The organism is Kribbella sp. VKM Ac-2571 (assembly GCF_004362255.1).
In the GTDB taxonomy this organism is placed as follows: Bacteria; Actinomycetota; Actinomycetes; order Propionibacteriales; family Kribbellaceae; genus Kribbella; species Kribbella pratensis.
Genome location: NZ_SNWS01000020.1, coordinates 1 through 12,608, shown reverse-complemented (window position 1 = coordinate 12,608; position 12,608 = coordinate 1). Strand labels below are relative to the sequence as shown.

The following is a 12,608-nucleotide window of genomic DNA, read 5'->3' as shown; positions in this document are numbered from 1 at the left end:
GTCCGGTACAGACACTGTCTTGTCGGCTGACCGCTCGCCGACGTCCAGTTTTGTTCAACCTCTGAGAAACGAAGGTCAACGACCGTGCGCACGTACAGCCCGAAGCCTGCTGACGTCACTCGCGAGTGGCACGTGATCGACGCCACCGACGTCACGCTCGGTCGGCTCGCCGTCCAGATCGCCACCCTGCTGCGCGGCAAGCACAAGCCGACGTTCGCTCCGCACGTTGACGGCGGCGACTTCGTCGTCGTGGTCAACGCCTCCAAGGTGGCCCTGTCCGGCACCAAGCGGACCGACAAGCTGGCGTACCGCCACTCGGGACACCCGGGTGGTCTGACGGCGACGCCGATCGGCGAGATCCTCGACAAGGACCCGCGCAAGGCCGTCGAGAAAGCCGTCTGGGGCATGCTCCCGAAGAACCGCCTGAGCCGGAAGCTGCTGACCAAGCTGAAGGTGTACGCCGGTCCGGAGCACCCGCACACGGCGCAGCAGCCGAAGCCGTTCGAGATCACCCAGATCGCCCAGTAAGCGATCGACGAACCAGGTAAACGAGGATTCACAGCGTGAGCGACATCACCACCGAGACCGAAGAGTTCGACACCGAGGTCCCCATCGACACCGAGGGCCCGGTCGCCTACACCTCCGAGACGAACCCGGCTCCGGAGCAGCGCGCCGAGACGGGTCGGGTCGCGGTCATCAACCCGGCCGGCGCCACCGGCCGTCGCAAGGAAGCCGTCGCTCGCGTTCGGATCGTCCCGGGCACCGGCAAGTGGAAGATCAACGGGAAGGACCTCGACGTCTACTTCCCGAACAAGGTCCACCAGCAGCACGTGAACGAGCCGTTCGTCGTCGCGGGCCTCGAGGGCTCGTACGACGTGATCGCCCGGATCAACGGCGGCGGCATCACCGGCCAGGCCGGCGCGCTGCAGCTCGGTGTGGCCCGTTGCCTGAACGACGCCGACCGTGAGGCGAACCGCAAGGGCCTGAAGTCGGCCGGTCTGCTCAGCCGCGACGCGCGGATCAAGGAGCGCAAGAAGGCCGGTCTCAAGAAGGCCCGTAAGGCGCCTCAGTACAGCAAGCGCTGATCACCTGATGGGGCGTTTGTTCGGCACGGACGGAGTCCGTGGCCTGGCGAACGTGGACCTGACCGCGGAGCTGGCGCTCGACCTCTCGGTCGCGGCAGCTCACGTACTCGGCGAGGCCGGTGCCTTCGAAGGGCACCGGCCACGCGCCGTTGTGGGCCGGGATCCGCGTGCCAGTGGTGAGTTCCTGGAAGCCGCCGTGGTGGCCGGTCTGGCCAGCGCCGGCGTCGACGTGGTCCGGCTCGGCGTGCTGCCGACCCCGGCCGTGGCGCACCTGACCGGTTCGACCGGCGCCGACCTCGGCGTGATGCTGTCCGCCAGCCACAACCCGATGCCGGACAACGGCATCAAGTTCCTGGCCCGCGGCGGGATCAAGCTCGACGACGTGATCGAGGACGCCATCGAGGCCCGGATGGGCGAGGAGTGGCAGCGCCCGACCGGCGCGTCCGTCGGCCGGGTGACCGACGACGGGCAGGGTTTCGAGACGTACGTCTCGCACCTGGTCCGCTCGGCACCGAACCGGTTCGACGGTCTCAAGGTCGTGATCGACTGCGCGAACGGCGCCGCCTCGCAGACCGCGCCGGAGGCACTGCGCCGGCTCGGCGCCGAGGTGATCACGGTCGCCGCCGCCCCGGACGGGCTGAACATCAACCTGAACTGCGGGTCCACGCATATCGAGGGCCTGCAGCGTGAGGTCGTCGGGCACCGCGCCGATGTCGGGATCGCGCTCGACGGTGACGCGGACCGCTGCCTGGCGGTGGACGCGAACGGCGAGCTCGTCGACGGCGACCAGATCCTCGCGATCCTGGCGCTGGCGATGCGCGACAGCGGCCGGCTGTCGAACGACACCGTGGTCGCGACCGTGATGAGCAACCTGGGCTTCGTGCAGGCGATGGTCCGGGAGCGGATCGCGGTCGAGCAGACCAAGGTCGGCGACCGGTACGTGCTCGAGGCGATGAAGGCCGGCGGCCACAAGCTCGGCGGCGAACAGTCCGGGCACGTGATCCTGTCCGACCACGCGACCACCGGCGACGGCACGCTGACCGCGGTCATGCTGCTCGCCCGGGTGGCCCAGACGGGCAAAACCCTGGCCGATCTGGCCGGTGCGATGACCCGCCTCCCGCAGGTCCTGGTCAACGTGAAGAACGTGGACAAGTCCCGCGCGGGCACCGACCCCGCGGTGCAGTCCGCCGTCGCCGAGGCCACCACGCGCCTGGGCGACACCGGCCGGGTCCTGCTGCGCCCGTCGGGCACCGAGCCTCTCGTCCGGGTGATGGTCGAGGCCGAGTCCTCGGACACGGCCGACGAGATCGCCCACTCGCTCGCGGACGTTGTCGCTTCTTCGCTGAAGCTCTAAGCACAGCAAAGTACGCCGGAGAGGTCGTCCTCTCCGGCGTACTTGTCGTTCACGGGTGTAGTTCGGCCAGGCGGCGTTCGGGGGCCGGGGCGGCTTCGGCGAGGAGCTTGGTGTATTCGTGCTGCGGGTTCAGGATCACGTCGTCCGCCGGACCGTGTTCGACCACGACACCGCCGTACAGCACCATGATCTCGTCGCTGAAGTGCCGTGCGGTCGCGAGGTCGTGGGTGATGTAGAGGACGCCGAGGTTCTCCTCGCGTTGCAGGGTCCCGAGCAGGTTGAGTACGCCGAGGCGGATCGACACGTCGAGCATCGACACCGGCTCGTCCGCGACGAGGATCGCCGGTTCGGGGGCGAGCGCCCGGGCGATCGCGACGCGCTGCCGCTGACCGCCGGACAACTCGTGCGGCTTGCGGTGTGCGAAGTCCTCGTCCAGCCGGACCCGGCGGAGCAGTTCGAGCACCCGCTCGCCGACCTGCTCGCGGGTGAAGTCCGGGTGATGGAGCTTCACCGGCCGTTCCAGGTGATGGCTGATCGTGTGGTACGGATTCAGCGACGCGAACGGGTCCTGGAACACCATTTGCACGGCCTTCCGGTACGCCGCGGCAGGCGCACCGTGGTACCGCATCGGCTCGCCGTCCACCAGGATCGCCCCGGACGTCGGCCGTTCGAGCTGCATCAGCAACTTGGCGATCGTGGACTTGCCCGACCCGGACTGTCCGACCAGGGCGATCGTCCGGCCCGGCGTCAGCTCGAAGCTCACCTTGTCGACGGCGCGCAGCCGCGTGGTCCGCAGACCGTTGCGCAGCCGGTACTCCTTCACCACATCGCGCATCTCGAGCACGCTCACACCTCCACCTCGCTTCGCTCGGTTCCGGTGCGAGCGAGCGCTGCTCTACCTATTGATCTCTCGCTTCGCTCGCTCACTATGCCTCCACCGTCTGATCGGTCTCGTCCAAGGCGACGTCGAGTGCGATCTCGCCGGTCCGTACGAAGCCGCCGCGCTCACCGGTCAGGCTGGGGAAGGACGACAGCAATCGCTTCGTGTACGGGTGTTTCGGCTTCGTGTAGAGCGTCAGCGCGTCGTCCAGTTCGACGATCAGCCCGGCCCGCATCACCGCGATCCGGTCGCTGATCTCGAGCAGCAGCGGCAGGTCGTGGGTGATGAAGATGACCGCGAACCCCAGCTCCGATCGCAGGCGCGTGATCTCCCGGAGGATCTCGCGCTGGACGACGACGTCGAGCGCCGTGGTCGGTTCGTCCATGATCAGCACCTGCGGATCGAGGGCCAGTGCCATCGCGATCATCACGCGCTGCCGCATCCCGCCCGACAGCTCGTGCGGATAGGCGCGAAGCCGGTTCCGGTCGACGCCGACGAGTTCGAGCAGCTCACCGCAGCGTATGCGGCGCTCTGCCTTGCTCAGCTCGGGCCGATGCGTGATGAACACGTCCTCGAGCTGTTCGGAGATCCGCAGTACCGGGTTGAGCGAGTTCATCGCGCCCTGGAAGACCATGGCGATCTTGTCCCAACGGAACGCGCGCAGGTCGTCGCCGGCCAGCGTTGACAGGTCGATGTCGTACCCCTCACGGGAGGAGAACACGACCCGTCCGCCGGTGATCGCCGCCGGCGGCTTGAGCAGACGAGTGATCCCGTACGCCAGCGTCGACTTCCCGCAGCCGCTCTCACCCGCGAGCCCGAGGATCTCGCCGCGTTCCAGGCTGAGTGAGACCTCGCGTACGGCGTGCACGGTCGTCTCGGCGCGGTAATCGATGCTCAGGTTCTCGATACTCAACACACTCACGCTTGCACGCTCCACTCTTTGCGTTCGGCACGGGTCTGCGCGCGCAGCTTCGGGTTGATGATCTCGTCGATCGAGAAGTTGATCAGCGACAGCGCCGCGCCGAAGAGCGCGATCGCCAGGCCGGGCGGCGCGAACCACCACCACGCGCCGAGCCGGAGCGCGAGCCCGTTCTGTGCGTAGAAGAGCATCGTGCCCCAGGTGAACGATCCGGACGCGCCGAGCCCGAGGAACGACAGGCCGGCCTCGCCGAGGATCGCGAAGATCACCGCGAACACCACCTGCGACGCGAGCAGCGGGATCAGGTTCGGCAGGATCTCGACGAGCAGGATCCGCCAGCGTTTCTCGCCGCCGATCCGGGCCGCGAGCACGTAGTCGCGGCTGCGCACGCTGAGCGTGAAACCGCGCAGGACGCGCGCGGACCCGGCCCAGCTGGTGATCGCGAGGACCGCGGCCACCAGCCAGATCGACTTGTTCGGCACGTAGCTGGAGATCACGATCACCAGCGGCAGACCGGGAATCACCAGCATGATGTTGGTGAACAGCGAGAACGCCTCGTCGGTCGAGCCGCCGATGAACGCGCCGACCACGCCGAAGAACGACGACAGCAGCAGCGTGATCGCGCCGACCACGACGCCGATGATCAGCGAGCCGCGGGTCGCGTACGCGAGCTGGGCGAACACGTCCTGACCGCTCTGCGTGGTGCCGAGGAGGAAACCGTTCCCCGGCCCGGTCAGGCCGACGTCCCGCACCGTCGACGGGTTGCCGACCAGCAGCGGACCGATCACCCCGAACAGGATGATCAGGCCGGCGATGCCCAGACCGACGGCCAGCTTGAGCGTCATCGGCGGTAAGGACCGGCGGCGGACCGGCGCCGAGGTTTCCACGGCGGCGGCCCCTTCAGTGGTGATGGCCATACAGGTTCACCCCTCTCTAGGACCGCGCACGAGTGCGTGGGTCGATGACGCCGTACAGGAGGTCGACGAGCAGGTTCGCGCCGAGGACCGCGAGCGTGATGATCAGGAAGACGCCCTGCATCAGCGCGTAGTCGTTGTTGCCGACGGCAAGCAGTAGTGCCGAGCCGATGCCCGGGTACGAGAACACCGCCTCGGTGACGATCGAGCCGGCCACCACGAAACCGAGCGAGATCGCGAACCCGGAGATGGACGGCAGCACCGCGTTCCGGGCGACGTACCGGGATCGGATCCGGCGTGGGGTCAGACCCTTCGCCTCGGCGGTCACGACGAAGTCCTCGGACATCGTCGAGACCATCATGTTGCGCATGCCGAGCATCCAGCCGCCGACCGACGAGATGACGATCGTCAGCGCCGGCAGGGCTCCGTGGTACAGCACGGACTGCGCGAACGGCAGGCTCCAGCCCGGCGTCACGGAGTACACGTCGTACCCGCCGCTCAGTGGGAAGACCGGCCAGGTGCTGCCGAGCAGGAAGAGCAGCAGCAGAGCGAGCCAGAAGTACGGCACCGACTGCAGCATCGTGGTGACCGGGATCAGGTTGTCGACCCAGGAACCGCGCCGCCAGCCGGCGGCGCGTCCCAGCAGGATTCCGATCGCGAACGAGATCACCGTCGCGAGACCGATCAGACCCACGGTCCAGGGCAGTGTCTGGCCGATGACCTGGGACACCGGCGCCGGGAAGTACGCGATCGACGTACCGAGGTCGCCGGTGACCAGGTGGTGCAGGTAGGTCCAGTACTGGTTCCACAGCGACGAATGAGTGTCCGTGCCGAGCAGGGCCTCGATCGCGTTCCGGGTGGTCGGCGTGACCGGGCCCTTGGTCGCGAGCTTGGACAGCATCAGGTCGACCGGGTTCCCCGGCATCAGCCGGGGAACCAGGAAGTTCAGCGTCAGGGCCGCCCAGAGGGCGACCACGTAGAAGGCGAGTTTCCGCAGCAGATAGCGCACAGACGCCCCGCGCTCAGCTGGCGGGCTTGATCGTCTTGAGGACGATGCCGGCGTCCCACGCCTTCCAGGCCGCGGGCAGGACGTACATGTTGTCCTTGGTCGGCCAGCCGGTCGCGCGCGAGGTGTTGAACTCGGTGAGCATCGAGTTCACGTAGACCGGGATGTAGGGCAGCTGGTCGGCGATGATCGACTGGATCTTCGCGTACTCCGCCTTCTGCGCGGCCTGGTCCGTCGTACCGGCGGCCGTCTTGAGCGCGGCATCCACGGCCGGGTTCGAGAACCGGGACTGGTTGCCGGCCGATGCGGACTTGCCGACCGGGGCGGTGTTCGTCGTGGCGAGCTTGCTGTCGTAGGTGAAGTACGGGTTCGTGGACGCGCCGAGGCCGACGGAGTCGAGCGACAGCTGGAACTTGCCGTTGGTCTGGGCGGCGTTCCACTCGTTCCAGGACACCTGGCTCGGCTTGAGCTCGATGCCGACCGCGGCCAGCTGCTGCTTGAGGGTGTCGTTGATCAGGATGTAGTCGCTCCAGCCGGTGACGGTCTGGACCGTCAGCGACAGCCGCTTGCCGTCCTTCGCCCGTACGCCGTCGCTGCCCTTCGTCCACCCGGCAGCGTCGAGGAGCTTGCCGGCCTCGTCCGCGCTGGCGCTCTGCGGGAGCTTCGCCGTACCGGCGTCCGCGATCCAGTTGTCGTCGCGGCCCGGGAGCAGCATGGTCGGCGAGCCGACGCCCGCGACGCCACCGCCGGCCAGCTTCGCGAGCTGCTCGCGGTTCATCGCCAGGTAGATCGCCTTGCGGACGGCCGGATCGGTCTGCGGCCCGGTGCAGCCGAGGGCCGCGTTGGAACAGGTCACGACGACGGTCGTCATCACCGGCGTGTTCACGTAGGTGAGGTTCTTGCCGGACTTCATGATGTTGTCGATGCCGGGCAGGTAGGCGCTGGCCCAGTCGACCTTGCCCGCGACGAGGGCGGCGCTCGCGGCGTCCGCAGACGTCACCGGGAGGTAGCGCACCTCCTTGATGGTGGGCTTGCCCGTATCCCAGTACTGCTCGTTCTTGGTCAGCACGAAGCTCTGCGGCGTGTACGACTTCACCTTGAACGGACCGGTACCGACCGGGTTCTTGTTGAGGTCCGTCGTCGGGTCCTTGATGTCCTTCCAGATGTGCTCGGGCACGATCGCCTGGTTGGCGAGCACCGCCGGCTCCTGCATCAGGGACTTCGTCTTGAAGGTCAGTACGGCGGTGTCGTCCGACGTGGCCTTCGCGGTCGCGGCGAGGCCGGACGGGTTCAGCGCCGGCGTCTTCGCGACCAGGTTGAACGTGAAAGCGACATCCTTCGCGGTGAACGGCTGGCCGTCGTTCCACTTCACGTCGTGCCGGAGCTTGATGGTGAGCTCGGTCCCGGCGGGGTTCCACGAGAAGCCGGAGGCCAGCACCGGCGTCGGGTCCGACTGCTTCGCGAAGTTGTACCAGTACAGCGGCTCGTAGATGACGCCCAGCGTCGGCTGCAGCGCGGTGCTGCTGAACGGGTTGAAGTTCTCAGTGGTGATGTCGCCGGCCGCGACGGTGATCGAGGCGTCCTTGTTGGCGGTCTGGTTGCCGGCCGCGGCGCCGTCACAGGCGGCGAGCAGGAGAGCGGTGGCGGTCGCGGCGGCTGCGGCGCTCACCAGGCGCCGCACCCGTGGGCGGTTCGTCGGGTTCCGGAGCATTGATCGATTCCTTTCCAACGCGGTCGTCGAACGCGTCACCCGGCACCCGCCAGGGAAGCTGGGCCGTAACTTAGTTCGCCTAATAAACAAGGCGCAAGGGTTGGACCAGTAACGGTTCGACAGCGAAGGGTGCCCAGCCGGACCCGACCTAGGCGGAGATCGCGCGCTCCGAGCGGAGCATCATCAGCGCAGCGCCGATCGCGGCGGCGTCGTGTCCGCGCTCGTCGAGCACCACTTCGGTGTTCACGGCACGCCCGAACGCGGAGCTCAGGATCCGCTCCTGGATGATCGGCAGGTAGATCGTCCCGGCGACGGCGAACGCAGGCCCGGTCAGCACCAGCAGTTGGACGTCGTACATGTTGGTGATCGTCTGCGCGCCGAGCGCGAGCCAGGACGCGGAGTCCCGCAGGATCGCCTCGGCCCGGGAGTCGCCGGTCAGCGCCAGCCGGGCGATGGCGGCGAAGGCCGCGACCCCGGTACGCCGTGGTGAGCCGAGATCGAGCCCCGCCGCGCGCGCCTTGGCGACGACCGTGGCCGGACCGGCGATCGCCTCCAGACAGCCGGTGCTCCCGCACCAGCACTGCGGACCGCCGATCTGGACGCAGGTGTGCCCGACCTCGCCGGCGTTGCCGTGGGCGCCCTGGTAGACGTTGCCGTTCAGCCGCAGGCCGGACCCGATGCCCTCACTCATGAACAGCGCCGCCATCACCGAGACGTCGTGGCTGGTGGTGAGCCGGGTGCCCGCGGCGGCCGCGGTCGCGTCGTTCTCGAGCAGCGCGGGCAGGCCGAGCCGTTCCTCCAGCCGGCGATGGATCGGGAAGCCGACCCACTGCGTCATCGACGGCGGCGCGGACGTGACGCCGCGGTTGCGGATCAGCGGCCCGGGACACACGAAGCCGAGTCCGAGCACGAGCGAGGGGTCGATCCCCGAGCGCTCGATCAGCTCGGTGGTCTCGGTCGCGATCCGCTCCACGACCTGCTCCGGGTCGCTGTCGTCGCCCGGCCCGGCGCGCCGCCAGCGGGCCACGACCGCGCCGGCGTAGTCGACCAGCACGTACGTCAGGCTGTCGGCGCTCAGATGGACGCCGACGACGTACCGGGCTGCTGCCCTGATCCGCAGCATCGTGCGAGGCTTACCACCGGTGGACGAGCCGCGACCGGCCTCGTCGACCAGGCCGTCGTCGATCAGCCGCCGCACCAGCGTGGTGACCGAGGGGGCGGTGAGGCCGGTGATCTGGGTGAGTTCCACCCGGCTGACCGTGCCCGCGGAGCGGATGCTGTCCACAATGAGGGCACGGCTGTTCGTCGGCGCCGGGTCGTAACCCGGTGACCGCGACGCGTCGCTGACCTGCTGCATCGGGACATCTGCTCTCTGCCGAGTTTGTTAGGTCTGTGAATATAGTGGCTTCGGTGGCCTTGAAGGGGAGTCTATGCAGCAGGTGACGGGGGAGCGGATCGCCGGGCTGGTGCTGGCGCGTCCCGGGCGGTTGCTCGGGATGGAGCCGTTCATGGCCGACGTCGTCCAGGGGATCGAGGAGGTCTTCGACGGGCGGCGGGTGAGTCTGCTGATCGAGTTCGCGGCCGATATCGCCGACGAGATCGCGACCTGGCAGCGCTGGGTGGCCAACGACCACGTCGACGGCGTCGTCATGGTCGACCTCCGGGCGAACGACGCGCGGCTCGCCGAGCTCGAGCGGCTCGGGGTGCCGGCGGTGCTGCTCGGCGGGCCGGAACTGCAGGCGCCGATCACGAACGTGCTCGTCGACAACGCCGAGGGCGCCCGGGCGGCCGTTCGCGCGCTCGCGGATCTCGGGCATCGCGACATCGCCCGGGTGAGCGGTCCGCGGGACATGCTGCACTGCCAGGCGCGGGACGACGCGTTCATGGAGACTTGTGTGGAGCGGGACGTGCAGGGCCGGGTCATTGAAGGCGACTACTCCGAGGACGCGGGCCGGGAGGCGACCAGACGGTTGCTGACCGGCAGCCAGGTCCCGACAGCCGTTGTGTACGACAACGACCTGATGGCGATCGGTGGTCTCGCCGCGGCCAAGGACCTGGGCGTACGCATCCCCGATCAGTTGTCCGTGATCGCGTGGGACGACACGGCGGTCGCCCGGTTGGCGCACCCGCCGTTGAGCGTCGTCACGGTCGACGTCCACGGCCTCGGCACGATCGTCGGCGAAGCGATCCTCGCAGTCATGCAGGGCGGCGAGGTCACGACGTACCAGGTCCCGAAACCAACAATCCGCCTCGCCCAGTCAACGGCCGAACCGGGGACACGGCATCCAGCAGAACCGTGATCAGCCTGCCAGTAGCTCCGCTCGGAGTTCACTCAGGAAGTCCCGTGAAAGCCTGCTGACTTCGCGCACGCCTCTGCAGCCAACCATCCACGCCTCACCGAACCGGCCGAGCGGTGGTCTGTCATCGTTGAGACAGCTCTCGCCGATAGCCGATGTAGTTCCACAAGGAGGCCGGGCGGAAGCGTTCGCTCGGTTGACCGCGCGTCCGCTGCGCCTCAACTGAGCTGGAAGCAGGTCATGGACAGACGACGACACCGCGGTGCGGACGACGCCGAGGCTCAGGCGGATCCTGCTGATGCTGGGCCGAGGGATGAGATGGCGGACGATCCCGCACCGGTTCGTCGGGACGACATCTCTGTACGCCCGGAGGAGACACACGAGCCCGATCGCCGCAAGCTGCCTGAGCGTGACCGGTCCACGTCGGCAGCGCGCGAGGTAAACACTCGCTCGGAGCAGGAGCACACGTTCGCTACCTACCCTCCTGAGGTCCGGGCCCATATGCATCACGACGACACCCTGGCCCGCCTCCAATACCTAGGCAAAGTGCGGCCCGGAGCTGACGCCGCGGAGACCGCACAGTCCGCCGGGGACAACGATCCTGCCATTCGGCCGGCGGCCGCTCACCAGCCTGAGCAGAACACACCGTCGACCGCTCCGGCCACGAACGACGACGTCGAATCTCGGTCTGCGAAGGACGACGACCACTCGAATCCGGCGGAGGAGCCATCCACGCAGGACAGCGGCTCACCCGTATCGGGAACCGCCTCGACCGAGCGCGAAATCGAACGTCCCATTGCTGAACCACAAAGGTCGGTCGAAAGCCCTCGCGTGGATATCCCGAGTGGCCGTAGCGATGTCCAGACAACGTCCCTGGATGCCAACTCAGCGCGACAGGATCCGTTCGCGTCCTATTCTCCTGATCTTCGAGCCCACATGGTGCACGACGACACTTTGGCCCGCCTCCAATATCTGAGTGCGCCTCGTCGGCAACCTGATGTGCCGGCCGATACAGAGAATGAGTCGGCCACGACTCGCGTGGTCGGCAGCGATGACCGAGGGGGACGCGTTCATGAGTTCGTCGAAGAGGCCGAGCCCGACGAGATGGCGCAGTACCGGCGGATCCGTGCGGCCGACGATGTAGACGCGGTCGCGGATCACAGCGGATACCCAAGAGAGGTGGTAGACGAGGTCAAGCAGCACCTCTTTGTACGCCGGCACGACGTAGCCGTGGGGCCAGATCGGGTCGAACATGGCTATTTCACCCCAGATCGGCGCTACGGCGAACTGTGGGAGAAGGTTGCCTCGGGCGCCGATCTGGACAGCGTGCAGCAGATGCAGTTCTGGTCGTTCCTGGCACACGAGTACGTAGAAGCGAAGCTGATGGAGGCAGGGCTGCCCTACCGCTCTAGTGATCCACAAGCCTTCGATGACGACGGCTCTCCAGATGTGTCGCCCCGATTTCCGTCGGCACACAATACGGCGCCGCTGTCGATGCGGTCGGCGACGACGGACTTGCTGAAGCTTTGGGACACTAGATTGGGAATACCACGAGGTGATCTTCGAGTGGCGGCGGACCTGTCGAATCTTGACGAGGTGGTTCGCTTGGCGAAGGAAGGGCTGGGACTGTGACGGACAACGTGGCGATGGAGCGGCTGCTTGAGCGCTTGCTCGCAGCGAACTGGGATGACGACGAAGCCGAGGAGCGGCATGCCAAGTCACGCGCACGCCTGGCGAATGAGTTCCTGCGGCGTATGGCTGTGTGGGGTGATGCGTTGGGCGTCGAGCGCGGGTGGCCGTTCCTCAAGCTGGCGCTGACGTTTGATCCATCGATCGAGGTCGAGCCGCTATGGCTCGAGCGGTTGGAAGCCGCGGTCGGTCATGGGCTCGGCGTGGCAACAAAGGAAGTCGTCACGGACATGTTCCGTTGGGTGGCCTTGGACGATCGACCCGAACAGCGGTTCCCCACATTGGACGACCCGTACGAGCCGATGGTCCAGCTCCTCGAGCGTGGCGGCGAATTCGTAACAGACAAAGGCACGATCGAGCTGACGTACACCGCGGTCTTCCTCCGCACCAGAGCCGAGCGGAGTGTCCAGCCGCCATTCGCAATCGATCCGGCATCGCTGACCGCGGTCGACGAGGCTGAACGCGCCAGAGTGGCGGACTCCCGCGCGAAGACGCCGGTCAAGCACGCCGGCGCGAAAGCAGAGCACGATGTCGAGGAGCGGTGATCAGGCAGTTGAGGTCGAGGATCTTCACCGCGCGCTGAACGAACCGGGGTCCTGATGACTGAAGATGTGCGCCGAGCCCAGCCAAGCACCTACCACTCTAAATCTCTCTTTTCTCTAGTGTCGCGTTAGCGAAGTAACTTTACTCCGGGTTGGTTCTTCGGAATCATTGGTTCGTGGCGTTGACTGTGGTGGTGGATGTGTCGCCGGG

At 67.4% G+C, this 12,608-nt stretch carries 12 protein-coding genes; 6 read left to right on the top strand and 6 right to left on the bottom strand.

Annotated features, from left to right (window positions below; all coding sequences use genetic code 11):
- Positions 1-84 precede the first annotated feature (84 nt).
- Genes rplM through glmM form a run of 3 tightly spaced genes read left to right on the top strand, consistent with a single transcriptional unit; the run spans position 85 to position 2,439 of the window.
- On the top strand, positions 85-528 hold the full coding sequence (gene rplM, locus EV651_RS33970; RefSeq protein WP_131286311.1) for a 50S ribosomal protein L13: 444 nt from the start codon (positions 85-87) through the stop codon (positions 526-528).
- A 35-nt stretch (positions 529-563) separates the two neighbouring features.
- Positions 564-1,085, top strand: coding sequence for a 30S ribosomal protein S9 (gene rpsI, locus EV651_RS33965; protein WP_131286310.1), 522 nt, complete (start codon positions 564-566; stop codon positions 1,083-1,085).
- 7 nt (positions 1,086-1,092) lie between these two features.
- Positions 1,093-2,439, top strand: a complete 1,347-nt coding sequence (gene glmM / locus EV651_RS33960; protein WP_133789375.1) for a phosphoglucosamine mutase — start codon at positions 1,093-1,095, stop codon at positions 2,437-2,439.
- A gap of 49 nt (positions 2,440-2,488) precedes the next feature.
- Here the strand turns inward: glmM and EV651_RS33955 are convergent, their stop codons facing one another.
- The 6 genes from EV651_RS33955 to EV651_RS33930 all read right to left on the bottom strand — a co-directional run bounded on the left by EV651_RS33955 (position 2,489) and on the right by EV651_RS33930 (position 9,226).
- Complete coding sequence (locus EV651_RS33955) at positions 2,489-3,289, bottom strand: ABC transporter ATP-binding protein (protein WP_133789374.1); 801 nt, start codon at positions 3,287-3,289, stop codon at positions 2,489-2,491.
- Positions 3,290-3,365: 76 nt separating this feature from the next.
- Positions 3,366-4,241, bottom strand: coding sequence for an ABC transporter ATP-binding protein (locus EV651_RS33950; protein WP_166658881.1), 876 nt, complete (start codon positions 4,239-4,241; stop codon positions 3,366-3,368).
- Positions 4,238-5,155 carry an ABC transporter permease gene (locus EV651_RS33945; protein WP_133789373.1) on the bottom strand — a complete coding sequence of 306 codons (918 nt, stop codon included), beginning with the start codon at positions 5,153-5,155 and terminating at the stop codon, positions 4,238-4,240. The genes EV651_RS33950 and EV651_RS33945 overlap by 4 nt, the downstream gene beginning before the upstream one ends.
- A 16-nt stretch (positions 5,156-5,171) precedes the next feature.
- Positions 5,172-6,161: an ABC transporter permease gene (locus EV651_RS33940; RefSeq protein ID WP_133789372.1), complete on the bottom strand. Its 990-nt coding sequence runs from the start codon at positions 6,159-6,161 to the stop codon at positions 5,172-5,174.
- Positions 6,162-6,174: 13 nt separating this feature from the next.
- The gene (locus tag EV651_RS33935; RefSeq protein ID WP_133789371.1) at positions 6,175-7,869 is read right to left on the bottom strand and encodes an ABC transporter substrate-binding protein; all 1,695 of its coding nucleotides are present in this window, start codon (positions 7,867-7,869) and stop codon (positions 6,175-6,177) included.
- Between the two features lie 148 nt (positions 7,870-8,017).
- Complete coding sequence (locus EV651_RS33930) at positions 8,018-9,226, bottom strand: ROK family transcriptional regulator (protein WP_133789370.1); 1,209 nt, start codon at positions 9,224-9,226, stop codon at positions 8,018-8,020.
- A 73-nt stretch (positions 9,227-9,299) separates the two neighbouring features.
- Here EV651_RS33930 and EV651_RS33925 point away from each other — a divergent pair, with 73 nt between their 5' ends.
- From EV651_RS33925 to EV651_RS33915, 3 genes are all read left to right on the top strand, one after another.
- Positions 9,300-10,169: a LacI family DNA-binding transcriptional regulator gene (locus EV651_RS33925; protein ID WP_133789369.1), complete on the top strand. Its 870-nt coding sequence runs from the start codon at positions 9,300-9,302 to the stop codon at positions 10,167-10,169.
- 315 nt (positions 10,170-10,484) lie between these two features.
- On the top strand, positions 10,485-11,798 hold the full coding sequence (locus tag EV651_RS33920) for a hypothetical protein (RefSeq protein ID WP_133789368.1): 1,314 nt from the start codon (positions 10,485-10,487) through the stop codon (positions 11,796-11,798).
- Complete coding sequence (locus EV651_RS33915) at positions 11,795-12,400, top strand: hypothetical protein (RefSeq protein ID WP_133789367.1); 606 nt, start codon at positions 11,795-11,797, stop codon at positions 12,398-12,400. Before EV651_RS33920 ends, EV651_RS33915 begins: the two co-directional genes overlap by 4 nt.
- Positions 12,401-12,608 lie beyond the last annotated feature (208 nt).

Bases quoted from the DNA above. Each gene is read 5' to 3' on its own strand.
- glmM (WP_133789375.1), top strand. From the start codon at position 1,093: ATGGGGCGTTTGTTCGGCACGGACGGAGTCCGTGGCCTGGCGAACGTG.
- EV651_RS33945 (WP_133789373.1), bottom strand. From the start codon at position 5,155: ATGGCCATCACCACTGAAGGGGCCGCCGCCGTGGAAACCTCGGCGCCG.
- EV651_RS33935 (WP_133789371.1), bottom strand. From the start codon at position 7,869: ATGCTCCGGAACCCGACGAACCGCCCACGGGTGCGGCGCCTGGTGAGC.
- EV651_RS33930 (WP_133789370.1), bottom strand. From the start codon at position 9,226: ATGCAGCAGGTCAGCGACGCGTCGCGGTCACCGGGTTACGACCCGGCG.
- EV651_RS33925 (WP_133789369.1), top strand. From the start codon at position 9,300: ATGCAGCAGGTGACGGGGGAGCGGATCGCCGGGCTGGTGCTGGCGCGT.
- EV651_RS33920 (WP_133789368.1), top strand. From the start codon at position 10,485: ATGGCGGACGATCCCGCACCGGTTCGTCGGGACGACATCTCTGTACGC.